The organism is Fastidiosibacter lacustris, from assembly GCF_003428155.1.
GTDB lineage: Bacteria > Pseudomonadota > Gammaproteobacteria > Francisellales > Francisellaceae > Caedibacter > Caedibacter lacustris.
The window spans coordinates 90,514-112,549 of sequence record NZ_QLIR01000003.1 but is presented as its reverse complement, the minus strand read 5'-3'; the positions used below and the strand labels follow the sequence as shown (position 1 = coordinate 112,549).

General features: G+C 35.8%; 18 protein-coding genes. 5 read left to right on the top strand and 13 right to left on the bottom strand.

Annotated elements, in window-relative coordinates; genetic code table 11:
- Positions 1–23: 23 nt before the first annotated feature.
- On the bottom strand, positions 24–1,502 hold the full coding sequence (gene rng, locus DNJ77_RS02885) for a ribonuclease G (RefSeq protein WP_239986729.1): 1,479 nt from the start codon (positions 1,500–1,502) through the stop codon (positions 24–26).
- A 166-nt stretch (positions 1,503–1,668) separates the two neighbouring features.
- Here rng and DNJ77_RS02880 point away from each other — a divergent pair, with 166 nt between their 5' ends.
- From DNJ77_RS02880 to DNJ77_RS02860, 5 genes are all read left to right on the top strand, one after another.
- Entirely contained in the window at positions 1,669–2,313 is a 645-nt protein-coding gene (locus DNJ77_RS02880) for a YfgM family protein (protein WP_116963500.1), read from the top strand.
- Positions 2,314–2,333: 20 nt separating this feature from the next.
- Positions 2,334–3,488: an outer membrane protein assembly factor BamB gene (gene bamB / locus DNJ77_RS02875; protein WP_116963499.1), complete on the top strand. Its 1,155-nt coding sequence runs from the start codon at positions 2,334–2,336 to the stop codon at positions 3,486–3,488.
- A gap of 9 nt (positions 3,489–3,497) precedes the next feature.
- Positions 3,498–4,706, top strand: a complete 1,209-nt coding sequence (locus tag DNJ77_RS02870) for a multidrug effflux MFS transporter (RefSeq protein WP_116963498.1) — start codon at positions 3,498–3,500, stop codon at positions 4,704–4,706.
- 136 nt (positions 4,707–4,842) lie between these two features.
- The gene (locus DNJ77_RS02865; RefSeq protein WP_116963497.1) at positions 4,843–5,895 is read left to right on the top strand and encodes a methionine ABC transporter ATP-binding protein; all 1,053 of its coding nucleotides are present in this window, start codon (positions 4,843–4,845) and stop codon (positions 5,893–5,895) included.
- Positions 5,873–7,330, top strand: a complete 1,458-nt coding sequence (locus tag DNJ77_RS02860; RefSeq protein WP_116963496.1) for a MetQ/NlpA family ABC transporter substrate-binding protein — start codon at positions 5,873–5,875, stop codon at positions 7,328–7,330. Before DNJ77_RS02865 ends, DNJ77_RS02860 begins: the two co-directional genes overlap by 23 nt.
- 6 nt (positions 7,331–7,336) lie before the next feature.
- Here the strand turns inward: DNJ77_RS02860 and DNJ77_RS02855 are convergent, their stop codons facing one another.
- From DNJ77_RS02855 to ligA, 12 genes are all read right to left on the bottom strand, one after another.
- A complete protein-coding gene (locus DNJ77_RS02855) occupies positions 7,337–8,560 on the bottom strand; it encodes an aminotransferase class V-fold PLP-dependent enzyme (RefSeq protein WP_116963495.1) in 1,224 nt (407 codons plus the stop codon).
- A gap of 109 nt (positions 8,561–8,669) precedes the next feature.
- The gene (locus DNJ77_RS02850) at positions 8,670–9,653 is read right to left on the bottom strand and encodes an ABC transporter ATP-binding protein (RefSeq protein ID WP_116963494.1); all 984 of its coding nucleotides are present in this window, start codon (positions 9,651–9,653) and stop codon (positions 8,670–8,672) included.
- Positions 9,654–10,634 carry an ABC transporter ATP-binding protein gene (locus tag DNJ77_RS02845; RefSeq protein ID WP_116963493.1) on the bottom strand — a complete coding sequence of 327 codons (981 nt, stop codon included), beginning with the start codon at positions 10,632–10,634 and terminating at the stop codon, positions 9,654–9,656.
- Positions 10,635–10,646: 12 nt separating this feature from the next.
- The gene (locus DNJ77_RS02840; protein ID WP_116963492.1) at positions 10,647–11,582 is read right to left on the bottom strand and encodes an ABC transporter permease; all 936 of its coding nucleotides are present in this window, start codon (positions 11,580–11,582) and stop codon (positions 10,647–10,649) included.
- 12 nt (positions 11,583–11,594) lie between these two features.
- A complete protein-coding gene (locus DNJ77_RS02835) occupies positions 11,595–12,533 on the bottom strand; it encodes an ABC transporter permease subunit (protein WP_116963491.1) in 939 nt (312 codons plus the stop codon).
- Positions 12,534–12,662: 129 nt separating this feature from the next.
- Positions 12,663–14,300, bottom strand: coding sequence for a peptide ABC transporter substrate-binding protein (locus DNJ77_RS02830; RefSeq protein ID WP_116963490.1), 1,638 nt, complete (start codon positions 14,298–14,300; stop codon positions 12,663–12,665).
- Between the two features lie 138 nt (positions 14,301–14,438).
- Positions 14,439–15,686, bottom strand: coding sequence for an MFS transporter (locus DNJ77_RS02825; RefSeq protein WP_116963489.1), 1,248 nt, complete (start codon positions 15,684–15,686; stop codon positions 14,439–14,441).
- A 270-nt stretch (positions 15,687–15,956) separates the two neighbouring features.
- A complete protein-coding gene (locus tag DNJ77_RS02820) occupies positions 15,957–17,162 on the bottom strand; it encodes an MFS transporter (protein WP_116963488.1) in 1,206 nt (401 codons plus the stop codon).
- A gap of 242 nt (positions 17,163–17,404) precedes the next feature.
- Positions 17,405–18,013 (bottom strand): MarC family protein, encoded by a 609-nt coding sequence (locus DNJ77_RS02815; RefSeq protein ID WP_116963487.1) that lies wholly within the window; start codon positions 18,011–18,013, stop codon positions 17,405–17,407.
- Positions 18,014–18,121: 108 nt separating this feature from the next.
- Entirely contained in the window at positions 18,122–18,562 is a 441-nt protein-coding gene (locus tag DNJ77_RS02810) for a hypothetical protein (protein ID WP_116963486.1), read from the bottom strand.
- Between the two features lie 69 nt (positions 18,563–18,631).
- The gene (locus DNJ77_RS02805; protein ID WP_116963485.1) at positions 18,632–19,717 is read right to left on the bottom strand and encodes a 5-(carboxyamino)imidazole ribonucleotide synthase; all 1,086 of its coding nucleotides are present in this window, start codon (positions 19,715–19,717) and stop codon (positions 18,632–18,634) included.
- A 132-nt stretch (positions 19,718–19,849) separates the two neighbouring features.
- Entirely contained in the window at positions 19,850–21,907 is a 2,058-nt protein-coding gene (ligA, locus tag DNJ77_RS02800) for an NAD-dependent DNA ligase LigA (protein ID WP_116963484.1), read from the bottom strand.
- Positions 21,908–22,036 lie beyond the last annotated feature (129 nt).

The window sequence follows — 22,036 nt, the reverse complement described above, 5'->3', positions numbered from 1 at the left end:
AATTGTCACCTAAGTTTATTGATTTAGATTAATACAATATCATACATTTGTTGAGCATAGCTGAATTCTGCTTGCAGCTTAATGGGTTTCGAGATAATAATTTCAAGTTCTCCTAACCCAAATGATTCATCATTTTGCAAGGCATCAACAACTGCGCTTGATGCCACTATTAGAAAACCATTGCTTTGGTAAGTACAGGCTTCTCGTTTAATTTCTCTAAAAATTTCATAACAAATCGTTTGTACAGTTTTAATCCTACCTTTGCCTTGACACATTGGACAAGGTTCACATAAAAACTGAACGAGGCTTTCTTGAGTACGTTTACGCGTCATTTCGACAAGTCCCAATTCAGACAAACCAGAAAAAGTTGTTCGTGCATAGTCTAACTCTAGCACTTTAGCCAATGCATCTAAAACCTGTTCTTTATGCTCGTCATCTAACATGTCAATGAAATCAATAATGATGATTCCACCTAAATTACGTAATCTCAATTGTCTACCAATGACGCGTACCGCTTCTAAGTTGGTTTTGAAAATAGTTTCTTCTAGATTCACCATTCCAACGTATGCTCCTGTATTGACATCAATAGTTGTCATTGCTTCCGTTTGGTCAATGATAATGTAACCACCTGATTTTAAAGGTACTTTTCGATCTAATGCTCGCGCTAGTTCTTCTTCGACGCCATACATATCAAAGATAGGATTATCAGAACGATAAAGTTCAAGTTTTTCACGTACGCCAGGTACAAATTTGTCGCTAAATCGGCACAGCTCGCTATACATATCAATATTATCGATTCGAATACGCTCTACCTTATCATTAGCAAAGTCACGAAGCGTTCGCATCACTAAGCTTAAATCTTCATATACCACACCTGCCTTTGTTACCGTGCTTGCAGAATCAACAACACCTTGCCATAGATTTTGTAAGAAAATAATGTCTTTTCTTAACTCTTTAGAAGACAACCCCTCTGCTACAGTGCGAATAATAAAACCACGTGGATATTCATAGCCAAGCGCCTCTTTCATCACTTGTTGCAAACGCTCTCGTTCTTCTTCTGATTCAATACGAAGTGAAATCCCAATATGATCTAAATCCGGCATGTGGACAAGATAGCGTGAGGCTAGAGATAAATGTGCACTTAAACGTGCACCTTTGGTACCTAATGGATCCTTTAATACTTGGACTAAAATGCTTTGACCTTCTCTTAGCCAGTGGCGTACATCCGCCTCCTTACTATTTAAATCGATTCCAGCACTTTCATCTGAAGCAATTGGCATTACATCTGAAACATGTAGAAAACCTGCGCGCTCCAAGCCAATATCGACAAAAGCAGCTTGCATACCTGGTAACACACGTGTAATTTTACCTTTATATATATTACCAACTATGCCACGTTGATTCTCACGCTCTATATGTACTTCTTGCAAAACCCCATTCTCAATCACAGCCACACGCTTCTCATGTGCTGCTATATTCATTAATATTTCTGCTTTTACCATAACAGCTCACCATTTAAGATATCTTTATCCGCGCTTATTTTACTTAATTTCATCCATAGCTGTAGCGTTTTTTCAACAATTTTAAGATACCTTAATATTCCACTACAGTGCTACCAAGCTTTATGTTATATTTGCGACCAATGTCGTTACCTTACGTTTTATATTCATGACTGAACAATTGGATACTAATGAGTTTGATAAAACCAAGCTACTATGGAAAAAATATAGAACATCTGTTGTTACCATTATCTGTTTGGTCTTAATTGTCATTGTTAGTTGGCAATATTGGCAAAAAAGACAGCTGCAAAATGATGTTGAAGCAATTGAGCTTTATCAAAAAATGATGTTGATTTCTGAAAACGTTACTGGCAATAGTGATATTATAATCAACCAAGCACAAAATATTATTAATCTTTATCCTAAATCTATTTACTCAGATTTTGCGCGTTTAGAAATTGCAAGGCAATCTGTACTTAAAGATGATTTAGCGCAAGCAGTAGCAAGTTTACAGGAAATTGCAAACAATTCGATTAACCCAAACGTTCAAGCAATTGCAAAACTACGACTTGCACGTATTCAAATGGCTCAAAACCAAATAAATGACGCAATCACAACGCTCAATAGCATTAAACTTACGGGTTTTTCTTTATCCAAAGCCATGCTATTAGGTGATGCTTATTTTGCTAATAAAGATTATTCAGCAGCACAAACGCAATGGGAACTTGCACTCAAAGAGACACAAAAACCTGAGCTTACTGATATTAAAAACCTACTGCAAATAAAAATTGATAACCTTGCTGCACTTAAGTAACGTTTAATTTAGGAATATACATGAAAAAAGCTAAAAGAATTTTTATCGCTTCTCTATTAATCACCATTCTTGGCAGTACGCTCACTGGTTGTGGTAACAAGAGTAACGATATTCCGCCTAAACCACTTGTTGAGTTTAAACCTAACGTTGAAGTCAATTATGTTTGGGATAGGAGTATTGGTAATGGCAACGGTGGTCAAGTTGATTTAACATTAACGCCTGTAAGCTTTAATAATATTATATACACCACAAGCTTTGATGGTTACATGAGTGCTGTAAATGCTCAAACAGGCAAACTTTTATGGTCAACGAATACTGATCTTAAACTCAGCTCAGCTGCTAATGTCAGTGGTCAATACGTCGTGGCTGGCAGCTTGTGTGGCACAATTATTGCACTTGATCGTAACACAGGTAAAATCTTGTGGAAAAATGTCCTGCCAAGTAGCCTTTTTTCCAAACCCACAATTGTCGATAACGTTATTTATGTTCAGACACATGATGGTAGCCTCTCTGCTTATGCAATCAGTGATGGGCAGCAGTTATGGACACAAAGCACCCCTATCCCAGATGTCATGCTCATTGGCAACAGCTCTCCTATTCTTTATCAAGATTTAGTCATAGCAGGAACATCATCAGGTAGCTTATGGGGGCTTAAAGCTGACAGTGGAGAAAAACAATGGGATAACCCTATTGCACTTCCTCAATCTGGTTCCCCTGCTCAGCAAATGGTTGACATCACCGCCACTCCGATTATTGACAACGACAAACTTTATGTTGCTACTTTCCAAGGCAACTTAATTAGCTTTAATACTAAACTTGGTAGTATGAACTGGCAAAAAAAAGCCTCCATTTATCGTAATCTTGTCTTAAATAACGAAGCATTGTTTGCTGTTGATAGCAAAGGAAATATCACAGCTTATAACACTAAAACGGGTGACACACTCTGGCAAGCAATAGAATTAGAAGGTAGAAAACCCTCTGCGCCTTTATATATAGATGGTTTTATTGTTGTTGGTGACTATGAAGGCTACATTCATATACTTAATGCCAAAACAGGGAAATATCTCAATCGTGTTCAAGTTGGTGGGGATGGCATAAATGCTCAACCAATTGCAGTTGGCAAAACAATAGTCGTTCAAACTAATAATGGCACACTTGCAGCCATTGACCTTTAAAGTAAAAAGATGAATCAAACAACAAGTAAGGCTGCTGCTTTTATCACTCCATCACTCTTTATTTTGGTATTGATGATTTCAGTAGGTCCTTTTGGTGATACCATTTATGCACCTTCATTACCAAGTATTGCTGAAGCCTTCAACACTCCCTATCATAATGTTCAATTGACGATTACTTTTTATCTTTTAGGTTATTCTATCAGTCAAATCCTATATGGTCCGTTTTCAGATCGTTTTGGTCGTAAGCCAATTATGATTATTGGTTCTGTCATTTTCCTTATTGGTTCTACAATTTGTCTGATGAGCCCTAATATTGTGATTTTGATTTTTGCTCGTTTTTTACAAGGGTTTGGTGCATGTGCTGGGGCTGTTATTTCTAGCGCTGCCGTAAGAGATGCTTTTTTGCAAAAAGATCAAGGTAAAGTGTTTGCCAAGATGAATACTGCCTTTGCAATTGCACCAGGTGCTGGTGCAATCGTTGGAACCTTTGTGCCTTGGCAATTTAACTTTATTGTTTTATTTGTGCTGTCAATTATTTTGCTTATTTTTGTTATCTGGTTATTTCCAGAAACTTTAAAGCAAAAAAATTATGGTGCTACACGACCATACAAATTTGTCATTAATTATTGGAGCTTATATGGTACACGCGGCTATTTTGTCTATTTATGTATTTTAGGTTTAAATATTGGGATGGTTTATAGCTGTTTGGTTGAGGCACCTGGCATTGTAATTAACATTTTGCACTTACAAAAGATTTGGTTTATCGTCATCGCAGCAGGGATTGTATTTGCTTTTATGCTTGGTTCTATACTATGCACTTATCTTTGCCATAAAATGAGTCAAAATGGCATTTTACTTGTTGGCATGTTAATTAGTCTTTGTGGCGCATTATTGCTGTTAATTTTTATGCTATTTGACATAGTACATTTATATAGTTTACTAATTCCCGTTATTATTCTTTTCACTGGTATTGCCTTTGTCATACCGATTGCTACTGCTAAAGCCTTGGCACCTTTTACCATAACTGCAGGTTCAGCATCCGCAATGATGGGTTTTTTTCAAATGGGAACTGCTTCATTAATCACTGCAATTATAACGATATTGCCATTAAGTGATACGCTCTCAATGCCAATCAGTTTTACCATATTATCAGTTTTGAGTATTATTATTCTTATTGCTTATACTCATCGCAAATTCCCTCGCCATCAAACCCAATAAAATGCTTCGCAATTGGAATAGCACATGCTAAATAATAGCATTATACTTTTAACCACTTCAACTTTAAGGGTGTGACAAAAAATTATTCAAATCGAATTATATTTAATTTTTTATAAAAAAGAGGTGGAAAAATAGGATGATTGAAATTCAAAATCTAAAAAAAGAATACCTAACCAAGCATGCTCGTCACGTTGCCCTTAAAGGAATCAATCTTAAAATCCAAGATGGTCAAGTATTTGGCATTATTGGTAAAAGCGGCGCTGGTAAAAGTACACTTATTCGATGTATTAATTTGCTCGAAGCTCCAAGCGAAGGTCATATTTTGATTAATGGTGAAGATATTACCAAGCTTTCAAATGAGAAGCTAAGAAAAGCACGTCAAAAAATTGGTATGATCTTTCAACATTTTAACTTATTGTCTTCACGGACGGTTTATGACAATATTTCTTTTCCACTTGAATTGCAACATGTTAGCAAGGACAAAATTCACACCAAAGTAAATGAATTATTAACACTAGTTGGTTTAGATCAAAAAGCACGTAGTTATCCAGATGAGTTAAGTGGTGGTCAAAAACAACGTGTTGCTATTGCACGCGCTTTAGCGTCAGAACCAGTTGCGCTTTTATGTGATGAGGCGACTTCAGCGCTTGATCCTGAAACAACAGATCAAATTCTAACGCTGCTCAAAAGGCTAAATAAAGAGCTTAACCTTACTATCATTTTAATCACGCATGAAATGGACGTTATCCGTAAAATTTGTGATCAGGTAGCAATTATTGATGAAGGTGAAATTCAAGAAACTGGAACCGTTACAGAGCTTTTTTTAAGCCCCAAAACCGCTATTGCCAAAAGCTTTACTGAAAATAGCATGCACTTGAAATTACCTGAAGAAATTCAAAGCAAACTTTACAATGACCCTTATCAGGCTGAACACTTATCTCCTGTTATCAAAATGACTTTTCTAGGAGACAGTATTACTACACCTGTGATTGCTGAGCTAAATAGCAAATTTAAAGTCTCTTGTAACATTATTCAGGCCAACATCGAACGTATTCAAGCTCAATCAGTTGGGATCACTATTTGCCATATGTTAGGTGAGAAAGATAACTGGGAAAAGGCATTAGGCTTTTTGCATCAACAACAAATCAAAATCGAGGTAATCGGTTATGCTACAATCAATGCTTTCTAGTTTGGCACTTGCAACTTGGCAAACCATTTATATGGTATTTATTGCCACTGCTATTGCAATAATTGGCGGTTTAATATTGGGTGTGCTTCTGTATTTATCACACAACAAACAAAACTTAAGCATCCGTTTGTTTAACCAAGTGATTGGTTTTATTGTGAATATCACGCGTTCCATCCCATATATTATTTTATTGATATTGCTTTACCCAATAACAAAAATAATCGTTGGCACGACAATTGGCACAACTGCATCAATTGTGCCTTTAGCCATAGCTGCGCTACCATTTTATGCACGTTTAACCGAGTCAGCCATCTCAGAGGTAGATAAAGGTCTTATCGAAGCAGCCAATGCTATGGGAGCCACTAAACTGCAAATCATTTTTAAAGTTTTATTACCTGAAGCCAAAACGCTATTAGTAGATTCAGCTACCTTAACTACTATTGGTCTTATTGGTTATTCTGCAATGGCTGGGATCGTTGGTGGTGGTGGACTTGGTGACCTTACCTATTTCCAAGGTTATAACAATGGCAATTATTTCTTGTTATATGGTGGTGTCATCTTACTCATTGTTTTAGTGCAATTATGTCAATCTTATGGTAATTACTTAACAAATACGAAAAAACTTACCAGTATGTGGGTACTTGCTGGCATCTTAGTGTTAGCTTCAATTGCACAAATTGGCTATAACGCTTATCAGGACACACAAAATAAAAATATAATTACTGTTGGTTATGCACAATCATCTGAGCAGCAAAAGGTCATGGAAATGGCACAACAAGTAGCCAAAAATGAATATGGTTTAAATGTTAAACTTGTTTCATTTGGCGACTATAATCTTCCTAATCGTGCCTTAAATAATGGTGATATTGATGCTAATGTATTTCAACATATCCCATTTTTAGAAAACCAAATAAAAGAGTTTGGCTATAAGCTGACTGAAATTGGAAAAACCTTTATTTATCCTATGGGCGTCTTTTCAATTAAGATCAACTCACTGAAAGAAGTCCCTATGGGGGCTAAAGTAGCCATCCCAAATGATCCAACTAACAGAGGTCGTGCTTTAATGATACTTGCTGATGCAGGACTCATACAACTTAAAACTAGAGCAAGTTGGAAAGCAACGCTAAGCGATATCACTGATAATCCTTATAAACTGCAAATTATTCCATTACAAGCCGACCAAATACCAAATAACTTAAGTAGTGTAACCCTTGCAGTGATTAACAATGATTTTTTACCCAAAGCAAATTTAACGCTAAAACAAGCCCTTTTTGTTGAGTCTAAAGATTCGCCTTTTGCTAATATTATTGTCATTCGTGACAATAATAAAAATAATCCTCTATTAAGGAAATTTATCCAAGCCTACCAATCTCCCCAGGTCAAAAAATTAGCTGAAAAACTTTATCCAGATGATGCTGCGATTCCTGCTTGGTAAACGTCATCAGTTCAACATTTTCATTGCTTTATTCAGTCCTTTTATCAAGGCATCTACATCTTCTTGAGTATTATAAATACCAAATGAAGCACGCACCGTAGAAGGCACATTAAAGCGTTGTAATAACGGCTGTGCGCAATGATGTCCTGTGCGTACACATATCCCAGACAAATCTAACAAAGTCCCTAAATCATTAGCGTGAAAGCCATCAATGACAAATGTAATGACAGCTGCCTTGTGTTCACTTTCACCTAAAATTCGCAAACCTGGAATGGTTTTTAAAGATTTTGTTGCATATTGTAATAATGCTTGTTCATGTGCAGAAATATTATCCATTCCAACGCCTTGCACATATTCTATTGCTTTTGACAAACCAATCACACCAATAATATCAGGTGTCCCTGCTTCAAACTTATAGGGAGGATCAGCAAAAGTCGTTTGCTGCATCGTAACAAGTTTAATCATATCTCCCCCACCTTGATAAGGTGACATAAGCCAATGCCATTTTTCTTTAGCATAGAGTACTCCTACCCCTGTTGTACCATAAAGCTTATGAGATGAGAAAGCGAAAAAGTCACAATCTAAATCACGTACATCGACTTTTTGATGAACAATCGATTGTGCACCATCAACCATAATAGCAATATCAGGATAGTTTTGACGAATTTGTTGAATAATCTCTTTAATTGGATTTATCGTACCGAGCACATTTGAACAATGTGTTAAAGAAATAAGTTTGGTTTTAGCTTTTAAAAGTGAAGGTAAAGCCGACAAATCAAGCTCGCCTTTATCTGTCACAGGAATATATTTAATCACTAACGGCTTGTGTTTACTCATTAATTGCCAGGGTACGATATTGGCATGGTGCTCCATTTCGGTGATGAGAATTTCGTCACCAACTTCAAAATAATCATCTAATAGTGAGCTTGCCACCAGGTTAATCGACTCGGTTGTGCCTTTTGTAAAAATAATCTCCTCAAGCTTTTCTGCATTGAGAAAGTTCTGTACGACCTTGCGCGTACCTTCATATTTTTCAGTGGCTTGATCACTAAGATAATACACACCACGATGAACATTCGCATAGTCATTGGTATAACTTTCTTTAACGGCATCAATCACTACATTTGGTTTTTGCGCTGATGCGCCTGTATCTAAAAAAACAACTGGCTTGCCATGAACCATTTGTTTTAAAAAGGGGAAATCGCGACGAATGTTTTGAATGTCTAACATAAAAATTCACATCATTCTTAAGTCTTATCTATTAAGATATTGTAATCAAAAAAAATGTTGCTCTAAACAATTATTTTTAATTAACTTATTTCAACATTACTTACCCCGTTTATATCTTAATACATGCAGCTTTTCTGTCGTTGGTGACTTCATGAAGTTTAGGCTTCTCTTTAACACAAATCTCATCTGCTAATGGGCAACGTGTACGAAACACACATCCTGATGGTGGATTAATAGGCGAAGGCAAGTCACCTTCCAAAATTTGAATTTGTTTATTTCGTTCTAACGCTGGATCTGGTAAGGGTACAGCTGACAATAATGCTTTCGTATAAGGATGTTGAGGAGAATCACATAAAGACTTAGATTCACCAACTTCCATTACATTACCTAAATACATCACCATAATTCGATCGGAAATATGCTTTACCACACTTAAGTTGTGGGCAATGAATAAAATTGTCAACCCAAGCGTTTGTTGTAACTCTTTTAATAGGTTTACCACTTGTGCTTGAATTGAAACATCTAAAGCACTTACAGGCTCATCACAAACCAAGATAGAAGGCTTTAAAATCAAGGCACGAGCAATACCCACACGCTGGCATTGACCACCTGAAAACTGATGAGAATAACGGTTAATATGTTTGGGAGACAAACCTACCATCCGCATCATCTGCTCAACACGTTCACGCCTTTGTGATACTGACAAATGTGGTTCATGCACTTTTAGGGGTTCCGCAATAATATTACCAATAGTAATACGCGGATTAAGTGAAGCAAAAGGGTCTTGGAAGATCATTTGAATTTCTTTACGTACGGGTTGCCAAGATTTTTTACTTTTTAATGCAGTTAAGTCTTTGCCTGCCCACACGACTTTACCTTCTGTAGCCCCCACTAAACCTACAACAGCACGAATTAAGGTTGATTTACCACAACCAGACTCACCAACAATACCCAATGTTTCACCTTTTTTAACCTCAAATGATACACCATCAACTGCTTTAACAAATCTTGTCTGTTGCCAAGGCCAAGTTTTTTTAAGTGGAAAATATACTTTTAAATTTTCAATCGTCAATAATGCTTCTGCAGTGCTCATCTATACTGTCTCCAATCGTTGTTGTGTATAAAAACATGCAACTAAATGTGTATTTTCCTTGTCTAAATTTTTCAAAGTAGGTTTTTGCATCGCACACGTTGTCAATGTAAATGCACATCTTGGTGCAAACGCACAGCCCCGTGGTAAATTAGATAAATCAGGTGGTTCCCCGGGAATGGCTTGTAAACGTGTACTTGGGATATCAACGCGAGGCGTTGCAGCCATTAAGCCTTTAGTATAAGGATGATGACTATATATAAATAAATCATCTACAGCTGCCGACTCAACAGCTGAACCACCATACATCACCATCACCCGATCACAAGCACCTGCAACTACACCAATATCATGAGTAATCAAAATCGTTGCCATTTTAAATTCATTTTGCAATTCTTTTAATAGCTTTAAAATCTGTGCTTGAACAGTTACATCTAACGCAGTTGTTGGCTCATCTGCGATTAACAGTTTAGGTCGACACATTAAAGCCATTGCAATCATCACACGTTGTCGCATCCCACCTGAAAATTCATGTGGGTATAACTTAATACGATTCTTGGCATCTGGAATATGTACTGCATCTAACATTTCAATCGCCTTTCTTCTAGCTTCCGCTTTCGAGCAATTGCGATGGGTAATCAGGGTTTCACTTAATTGATTTTCAACTGTAAGATAAGGGTTTAACGAGGTCATTGGATCTTGGAAAATCATGGATATTTTATCCCCACGAACCTTATTTAATGCCGCTATTGGCATTCCAATTAGCTCTTCTTTATCAAACTTAACCGACCCTGAAATCACTGCATTTGAAGCTGATAACCCCATTAATGCCAAAACGGTTTGGCTTTTACCTGAACCTGATTCTCCTACGATTCCTAAAGTTTCGCCTTGGTTTAAGCTAAAGCTAATTTTGTTAACTGCACTAACGAGTCCATCGTTGGTTTTAAATTTTACTTCTAAATCTTTTGCGACTAATAGTGACATATTTCTTTCCTCCTAACGATGTTCACGTGGATCAAGTGCATCTCTTAAACCATTACCGACAAAATTAAAACATAACAAGGTCGTAGTTAAGAAAATTGAAGGAATAATAAGTAGCCACCAATAATTGAAAGCAATGACCTGTACACCATCACTGATAAGTCCACCCCAATCTGTCATTGGTGGTTGGACGCCTAACCCCAAAAAACTTAAAAATGCGGCTACCATAATCACAACAGGTACAGTTAATGTAATATACACAGCAATAATACCAATTAGATTTCTAACAATATGACGGGTAATGATAGTGTGCTCTTTTACGCCACACACATAAGCTGCTTCAATAAATTCTTTGCTCTTTAAACTTAAGGTTTGTCCACGCACAACACGTGCCATATCCAACCAACTTACCGCACCAATGGCAATAAACACCAACACAAAATTGCGCCCCAAAAGTGTGACCAATAAGATTGCAAAGAACATAAATGGTAAGCCATAAAGCACATCGACAATACGCATTAAAATATTATCAATTTTATTTCCAAAAAATCCCGCTGTAGCGCCTATTAATGTACCAATAATCACACTAACGAGGGTTGCCACCAAACCAATTTGCAAGGTCACACGTCCGCCAACCATTACTCTGGTAAATACATCACGTCCCAAACTATCCGTACCAAACCAATGCTTAGAACTTGGTGCTTGATAAACCTCTGTTAGGTTTTGATGAGCATAGGTATAAGGTGAAAACCAAGGTAATACAATCACTGCCAACACGATTAATCCTAATATCATAAGACTAATCATCGCTATTTTATTCTTTCTAAAACGCTCCCAAGCGTCATAATAAAGGCTCCTACCCTTAAACGATTGCTCATGTGAAGTATTAGCGACCTCTTCTAAGAAATTTGCATTTTTCTTTTTTTGTTCAACTGTGAAACTTTTTGCCATGATCGCTTCTCCCTAATAACGAATTTTTGGATCTAAAAAGGCATATATAATATCAACAATTAAGTTAAATAAAATCACCAATAAGCTATAAATAATCGTTAAGGTCAAGACAAGATTATAATCACGGTTTATTGCACCTTGTACCACTTGAACGCCAATACCAGGAATTGTGAAAACAGTTTCCACAACAACCGAACCTGTTAAGATCCCTGCAGCAGCTGGTCCTAAAAAAGATACCACGGGCATAAGTGAAGGCTTAAGCGCATGCCTCCAGACAATTCGTGGCATGGATAAACCCTTAGCTTTAGCAGTACGAATAAATGGAGAGCTCATGATTTCAATCAAGCTACTTCTTGTAATTTGGGTAATAATCGCAATATAAGGGATCGCCAATACGATCACAGGTAGAACCATATCGCTCCACGACCCCCAGCCTCCTGCCGGAAACAAACCTAGAATAACAGCAAATATAAGTACCGCTAAAGGCGCTGTTACTACGATAGGTGTTGAGATAAACGACATTGCAACCACACCGATAATGTGGTCTATAAAGTTAAATTTAGTATTACGTGTAAGCGCTGAGAAAGCACCAAAAATCACACCCAAAATACTTGCCAAAATAATACTAAACATACCCAACTGTACTGACACCCAAAAACCACCTTGAGCACCTGCTGGAAAAACAAGCTGATTAATTGATTGGCCTTGATACTTATAGGAATACCCCAAATTACCATGAATCAAATCATTTAAATAATATAAAAACTGTTTCCAAAGCGGTAAATCTAAACGATATTGATGATGAAGTTGTTTTAACACTTCTGGAGGCAGTGCACGCTCTGTTGCAAAAGGATCTCCAGGGGTCATATGCACCATTAAAAAGCTAATTAATACCACCACAAATAAGGTGGGAATGGCGCCACCTAAACGTCTCACTATATAACCAAACATTTAATTTTCCCTCTTTCATTTTATTTTATGTGCGCATAAACTGCTTACCAGTATGGTAAACTATTTTAGTTTTACATCGTATTTTCGCTTACAAAAAAACAAATTAAAAATATCATATTTTTATATTACTTATGATTGATATTTAAATGAAAACCACTTGTCATAAACATGATCAAGGTGATTCGTTTGCATATTGTAATTTTGAACGTATGGTTTGACCAAGTGAATAACTGGGTGGACAAAAAGTGGCGCAACTGGATAATCATTCTGTACGATATTTAAGGCTTTTGTATAATAAGAAACTACATCATCTACTATTAATTGCTTTCGCCCTTCCAATATCAAATTATCATATTCAGGATTGCAATATGCTACATTATTTTGTGGATTATTACACGTCCACATTGAGGCGAAATTATCAATGGTATTAAAATCAGCCGCCCAGCCATCACGTGCAACACCATCATAATTATGAGTTTGACGAATTTTTAAAAATACTTTAAATTCCGAATTTACCAAGTTGACTTTCACACCTAAATTTTGTGTCCACATCTGCGCAATCGCTTCCATAACTTTCTTATTTTTTTCATCTGTGTTGTATTCAATTGATATACGAAGTGGGTTAATTTTTGAGTAGCCTGCCTTTGTGTATAGTTGTTTAGCCAATTCTAAGCGTTTTTCTTGACCCCAATCACTCCATGTATATTTGATATCTTTATAACGCCCCTTATCTATATCAGCAGGGAAAAAGCTGTAAGCTGCAATACTACCATCTCGTATTACTTGCTTAACCAATGCTTCGCGATCAATAGCAAGAGATAATGCTTCACGTAAATCCTTATTATCCTTAAACGGTGGTCTGGTTAAATTAAAATCAAGATATTCTAATGCTAACCAAGAAGTTGCTTTCAACTGATCACCATATTTTTTTTCTAGTGTATCTAAATTAACAGACGGGACATACATCAAATAATCTACTTGCCCAGAAGCATAAGCATTTAACGCTGACATACGCTCAACGATTGGTAGAAATTTAACGTTTTGAATATGAACATTTTTTGCATCCCAATAATAAGAATTTTTGGTGACTAAAACATATCCATTAGGTACCCACTCTTTTAGCTTATACGCACCATTGCTAATGAGTTTACCCGCTTGGAAAAAGCTCTGCCCATATTGGTCAACACCTTCCTTATAAACTGGATAACTAATAGGGTCGGCTACAATGCTAAGAAAATAATAAACTGGATAATCTAACTGTATTTGTATAGTATGTGCATCTAATGCTTTAACACCGAGACTTGAAACAGGCTTCTTGCCATCCATAATCGCTTGCGCATTTTGAATTGGTGCAAGTTTATACGCCATCTCAGATGCCATGTTAGGATCTACTGCTCGCTTAAATGCATAAACAAAATCCTCAGCCGTAATTGACTCCCCATTAGACCATTTAGCATCATCACGTAAATAAAAAGTGTAAGTCATACCATCTTTAGAAACTTCATAAGACTTCGCCACTCCAGGCACAGGGTTATTCGCTTGATCCTCAGACATCAAACCTTCACCAACGTCATACAAAATTGAAGCTGCTGCATTCGTTTGTACATGTATAGGATCTAATGATTCAGGTTCAAAAGCATTTCCACGCACCAATGTGTCTTTGTCTTTTAATGCAAATTCTGAATGACTTGTACTACTGTTATCATTACCACAACTAACCAGTAATGCACTAGATAGAATAAATGTCATTAACTTAATATGTTTCATATTTCTCTCCCCAAGAATTTTTCTTTATGTGACACTATGTCACACTATATCACACTAAGTTAAAATTTTTTAATCTAGTTTTCACGGAAAAATAAGGAAAAAGTGTAAAATTCTTACTAGCTAAGATTCAAATGGTTTTTAAATACGAATATTTCGAAAGCTACAAAAACTAATAAGCAGTATTAAAAGCATAATAGTTGCAAACCCCATTGACCAAAACATATGCAGTGAAATGAAATATCCACCTAAAAATCCTGATACACCCCAGCCAAATCCTTTTGCTAAGGTATATAATACCCCAGAAATAAAGCCTTGATATGCAGAAGGTACCGCATTTGAAAATCCAACAACTAATAGTGAAAAAACTACCATATCACCAAATGCAACCATAAAGCTTACTGCGTAAATCCAAAACTTACTCAATTGCGGATAAAAAGTAATAAGCATAGCACCAAAGCTTCCTATAAGCATAGCGATCACAGCAATAATAAATAACATGTTATGATTTAAGAACCTTTGCAAAATAGGTAATAATACCAACGCTGATACCATTAATGATAAGCCAATAAAACTCACTAAATAACCAATATCACTGATTGAAAAACCTAAGCTTAATTTTGCTAATGGTTGAATAAATTGAAAATACATTCCCCAGGCAAGCTGATCTAGCAATAACAACCAAACCAAAACACCAACCTTTTTTTGTTTTAATAAATGCAACAAATCACATAAGACATTCTTTTGGTGTGTTACCCTTTGCTGCTGATAGTAATGCTCAGGATAATAACCAATTGCAACGATAAAAAACATCACTATTGCTAATAGGACCACAACGTAATATGGCGCCATATAGTTTGCATAATTAATCATCAATAAACTACCAACAGTGGGACCAATAACAAATGCTAATCCTGTAAAAAACTGCAAAAGACCAATCCAAATTAACTTTCTTTGACTTTGATATGCAGCACTAGAGACACTGGCAATCACCACAGGAAACATGCCATACAATGCGTGCCCCAAGATTGCCCCCGCCACAAATAAAGTGATCAGTTGCCAATGTTCTGCCAATATTGCAGTGATTGCCGTTATAATAAGTGCCACAGTTGAGATGGTCGCAATAGGTTTTCTACCCACATGATCTGAAATAACGCCCCACACAATATTTGCAACTAACCCTGCGATCTGTCCTCCTAGTAAAAAAATACCATAAATAATTGAGGCGTTATACTGATTAGCAAATGAACTACTAAAAGGAGATTTTGCGTCAAAGAATAATTGTACATAGCTAGGATTAATCAAAGCAAACATAAATTCTGTTGAGAAGATCAATAGGTAAGCCTGTAAAAAGAAGCGATATGAAACATTGGCAGATACCTGTCGCATAGGATCAAGTTCCTTAAAAATCGAGTATTATTCCAGGCTTGATATTAGACAAGACTACCATTGCAAAGTCAATTTAATTTTTAAAATTATGGCTTTTCAACTTCGGGTCTAGTCGGAATACGTCAGTAAACCTGTCATGGTTTTTTTAAAATAGCTCTCTATCCCTTATGTCATCTATCTTTGCGGGGATGCTGTTTAAATCTAGCACAAGCTCCCCATATTGTTTTAGATGATCAGTCATCGTGGCTCGTAACAAAATCCTGAGGGACGTTAATGATTAGGAAGAGCTGTGGGTTCGGTTTGTAGCGATTTTTTCAGTGTAAATATAAACAATAAGAATGTGGTTATGCTCAATAATGCATATGTAATAAACAAAGATACTAAATTGCTTTTATCGACCATAGATACTGGAATGCCCAATATAAAGACGATCAACATTCTAATAAAAGATAGCATTGATGATGATATTCCTGTTAAATTGAGCTTGTTGGTAACACACTTTTTATTCGCTATAGGCATTATTACACCGCTTCCAAAAATACAAACAAAACCACCAAAAGTTACTGAGAAAATACTTACAAAGTTGATAGAATGAAATAGCAGATAAATCATCGTTCCAACAAAAGTAGCACTTATACCAATAATTAATATTAAATTATCACTTATATGCTTTGTTATAATTCCGCAAGAATAAGTCCCTAAAAAGAATGCTATTGCGATGAATATATACATAAAACCATTTTCAGAAACATTTAAATTTAGTACGCCTTGAAATAAGAAAGGAGTAATCATAAGATATGCCATACCATAAAAAAAAGCTAAAGATGAGATTAATGCATAACTCATAAATTGTTTATCAACAAATAAAGAAATAAAATTTTTCGTCAAATATTTATAACTCTTAGGTTTAACTCTACCTTTCTGCATATCATTAATAATTAAAAATTTAACACATATATATGATAGAACTGAACAAACTATTAAAAAAATAAAACTGGATTGCCAACCTAAATAATTGTGTAAGTACCCACCTAATATTGGAGCAATAGCTAAAGCAGTGGTTGCAGCCATAGATAAATATGACAAGATTTTAGTTAATTTGTAATCTTGAAAATAATCAGCAGCTAATGCTCTAGTAATAACTGGTACAGAGCCTATTCCTATACCCACAACAAGTCTACTTGTCCAAAACAGAATCCCATTATACGCAACTAGAGTTACTACATTTCCAATTAAGCAAAGAAAAAGTCCAAACATTAGTATTATTTTTTTTCCATATTTTTCGGCGAAAAACCCATAAAATGGTGCAGATATTCCGCAGCCAAGTAAGCAGGCAGTGATAGAACCAGTAATCATAGATTGATTAGATGATAAATCTTTAACTATTTCAGGTAGTGATGGAATATAAATGTCACGTGAAAAAAGACTTAATAAAGTAATTATTAAAAATACGCAAAGCATTCTGGTATAAGTCATTTTCTAGATAGACCTCATGCTTTTTCTTCAGACATAATATTATCCCATTCATATTCCCATAAATAATCACCAAATTCAGCTTTATAGAATTTACGCTTCGTAAACCCTCCTCGTTTCATTAATAACTCCCTGTGTCATAAAGTTGTATTATAACTTTAACAAACTGTCAACTAGTATTTTTTGATTTTGTTACGTTCAATTTTTGCAGAGTCCTTTCAAGGTTTGCTGATAAAGCAAAGACCTTAGCTTCCCAAAACTGGGAATAAAAGTATTAAACCGCTTGCTGCCATTTGAATGGCAATAGCTGCCAATATTAATCCCATTATCCTTGATATAACCGCCATTGTTTCATCTCCTATATGGCTTGCAAATTTAGGTGTAAATTTCAAAAGCAGCCAAAAAAATACAGAAATAATCAAGCATATGACACTAGCATAGATAAATTGTGTAATCGTAAACTCATTAGCGTGGCTAATAATCACGACCATCGATCCTGGTCCTGCAATGACAGGTGTTGCCATTGGTACCACTGCAATAGACGGATATTTTAGTTGTTTTGTTTTCTCTTTATCATGCGTATGACTATGACCTTTAATCATCGACAAAGCGATTCTCAAAATAATCAAGCTTCCTGCAAACTCAAAAGCACCTATACTGATCCCAAAAAAATTTAATATTGGCCAGCCAATCCATAATGCAATCATTAATATGCTAAATATAGCAATAGCACAAGTTTTAGCGGTTTTATTGCATTCTTCTGTATTTCTATTTTCAATTAATGCACTATAAATCGCCAAGTTACCAATTGGATTCATAATAACAATAAGGGCAACCGCAAAGCTTAATAACATCTATTTTCTCCTATTTGGGAATCTAAGAAAAATTTGCAATATGCTGATTGAGGTGTTATTTTTTTGTTGATTTATTTGTGAAACATTTAAAAGAAAAAGCACCTCACCTTACTCAGTGATAACTAAAGACTCATTAAAAGCAAAAAAGCCCTCAAGTACAATTTGGTGTAAAATATCTTCACATTCTTCATTGTAATAATGCGCGAGTTTATCAAGTGCTTGTTGATAGTATTCTACAGATCGCGCAAGGTTGTTAATTTCAAATTTTTCCATAAGGTCAAGGTAAACTTGCAAACGAATAAGTGCCTCGTCTGCTGACGCCGTTGTAAAGAACACAGGAGCACCTTCATCCTCTACTTCACCCGCTATAATTGACACTGCATATAAGCTTGATTTATCACTTTGATTAATAATTTGAAAATCAACAGTTAAATTCCAATCCAAAAGATCACCAAGCTGATCTGCCATATCATCAATCGCACGCATTTTCTCGCGTATACTTTGATTTAAGTTATAATAACTTTCTATATTTTCAGATACTTCAAACATATTTTTCCTTTCTATTCATCGAATCTTTTAACATGGTTGTGACACCCCAAAGTATACAGTGCCTTCCAGCTAGAACTCCTCTAAGCATGATTTCGCTGCAACATTTTTATAGATTATATTCACGCTTTCAATAAATGTCTCTAATTCATTATCAACAATATTAATGTGCCCCATTTTACGCCCAGCTCTTAGTTCCTTGCCATAGCTTTTAACATAAACGTTTTCTGGTAATTGGCACTTAGGTACATTCTCTCCAATAAGGTTAATCATCATAATGTGTCGCGCATTCACTTTGACTTGGACAATCTCTTCTTTAGTAATTGCCAACATGTGATTTCTAAATTGACTGATGTTCGCACCATCTATAGACCAATGCCCTGAGTTATGTACACGTGGAGCAATTTCATTGGCATATAATGTATTACCTTTAACAAAAAATTCCATCGCAAAAGTCCCGACATAATTAAAATGGCGAATAAATCTTTTAACAACTTCTTGAGCAACCATACTTAATTCACTTGCATCAGTTAAAACATGTGTTTCACGTAAGATTCCTTCTCTATGCTCATTGCGCACTAAAGGATAAAACACGATATTGCTAAATTGATCACAACTTGCAACTTGTGACACCTCAAAGTCAAAATTAACAAAACTCTCTGCAATTAGGTCATATTGCCCTAAAGCATCCCATGCTTGTTGTAAATCAGCAGCCGCTTTAATGACAAACTGCCCTTTTCCATCGTAACCAAAACGACGTTTCTTTAATACAAAAGGAAAGCCCAACAGATCCTTTGCTAGCAACAAGTCTTCTTTTGAGTTTACTTCGATAAAATTGTTCGTTTCAATCTCTAATTCGGTAAATAGCTTCTTCTCTGCTAAACGATCTTGTGCTACCTTTAAGGCTCCAATTGCAGGATAAACTTGCGTTTCCTGTGCTACGGCTTTCAGTAATTCAACCGAAATATTTTCAATTTCATAGGTCACCACGTCATAGCTTTTAAGCTTATTTTGCCACATTACAATTTCATGAGCATTACTGTGCCCATTTTGATTAATTTCAGGTAAAGGGTATGCATCAATTTTAAAAGCTAAATCCTTCACACTTTCAATCAGCATTTGCGCTAACTGACCATTTCCAACTATCGCTATTTTCATTATTTTTCCGCTTTTTTATTCTTATGCTTTTGTTTGCATTTTATTTGCAATCACTTAATTAAATAGTATATGTCGCAAGGTAAAACGTTCTTATGTTACTAAAGTATTTGATCTCTTTTACTCATAACTTACTCACAAATCAACCGAAAATAAAATGTCTTTTAGCTTATCCTCTTCCATGACCAATACGTTTAGCGCTTGTGCCTTAGCAAGCTTTGAGCCTGCTTTTTCACCTGCAATCACAATATCGGTTTTTGCTGAAACATTACCAATACATTTAGCTCCTAAGCTCTCTAATTTAAGCTTTAGCTGATCACGAGAGAAATTACTAAAACTTCCAGTAATAACCACAGTTTTACCATAAAAAGGATTATCTTTTATTGCTTCTAGATTATTGCTTATAAGTTTTTCAGGATTGATAATGACTATGCCGTTAGCTAACAACGCATCAATCATCTTCTGGTTATAATCATCATACCAAAACTGAACCACACTCTTAGCCATGACCTCACCGACATCATGAATACTTTTAAATTCCTCAAGATCAGCTTTTTTAATTTCCTCCAATGATCCGAAGTGATTCGCAAGCGCCTTAGCACTTACCTCACCAATATCTTTAATGCCAAGTGCATAAATAAAACGGTGGAGTTGAACTGTTTTACTTTTTTCTATTGCCTCAAGCAGGTTTAATGAAGACTTACGCCCCATTCGCTGTAATTGCATCAACGCTGGTAGAGTTAGCTGATATAAATCACTTGGTAAACTAATTAAACATTTATCAACCAATTGATCAACGATTTTATCTCCCAGTCCATCGATATCCATGGCTTTACGAGAAGCAAAATGTTTAATTCGCTCTTTTCGCTGTGCTTGACAGTGCCAGCCACCTGTGCAACGAGCAATTGCCTGATCTTCGATCGTTTCTATTTTAGAGTAACAGACAGGACAATTTTTTGGCATCACAATTGCTATTAACGCATTTTGGCGATACTCTGGCAATGATCTTACTACTTCGGGGATGACATCACCTGCACGGCGTACAATAACCCTATCATGAATATGAATATCTTTACGTTTAATTTCACCCATATTATGTAGAGTTGCATTAGAAACAATTACCCCACCAACAGCAACAGGCTTTAACCTTGCTACAGGGGTAATTGCACCTGTTCTACCTACTTGAAAATCCACTGTTATAATTTCAGATTCCACTTCTTGGGCTGGGAATTTATGCGCTAACGCCCAGCGTGGTGCTTTAGCAATAAAACCTACTTTATTTTGTAAACTCAAAAGGTTCAGCTTATATACTAAACCATCAATATCATATGGTAAATCTGCGCGCTTATGACTCATATAAGCATAATAATCCATAAGTCCTTTTTCACCTGTGACAACTTTCACTTCATTTGTTAATTGAAACCCCCAATCCTTTAACTGTTGCATGAGCTCCAATTGCGTCTTAGGTAATTCAAAATCTAAGTATATGCCAATGCCATAAGCATACATTTTAAGCTTACGCTTAGCTGCAATACGAGAATCTAGCTGTCGAATACTACCTGATGCGGCATTTCTAGGATTAGCAAAAAGTTTGTCGCCTTTTTTTTGTGCCACTTCATTCAAAGCAAGAAAATCTGCTTTATTGATAATAATTTCCCCCCTTACTTCTAACTCAAGTGGAAGATCCTCACCATGCAGCTGCAAAGGAACATTACGAATTGTTTTGACATTTTCAGTGACTTTTTCACCTTCCACACCATCACCACGTGTTACGGCATAGTCTAGTAAGCCATTTTTATAAAAAATACTGATTGCTAAGCCATCAAGCTTTGGTTCACACTCAAAATCAAGATGAGTTTCATTTGTTAATTCACTTAAACGCTTATAAAAGCTCTTAACATCCTGTTCATCAAAACCATTTGATAATGATAACATTGGTACTTTATGCGCAATCACTTCAAAGTAGGGCAAGGGTTTACTCCCTACTCGTTGTGTTGGTGAGTATGAAATATCAAGCTCTTTTTTATGGATATTTTCAAACTCTACCAAAGTTTGATATTTTTTATCATAAACTTCATCACTAACGATAGGATTATCTAATGTGTGATATGCGTAGTCATAATAGTTAATTTCATCGCAAAGTGCTTGATACTGAGCTTGAATATGTTTTTGATTTTTGGTCACTAAATCCATAGAAAGATAGGCTAAAATGGAGTAACAACATCATACTAGAAAGTACATAGAATTGGAAAGTTTTTACCTAAGTTATCAGTCTCTTATTGGCAAACAAAAAAGTCAGGATTGAGCAGGCTTGTGATTGTT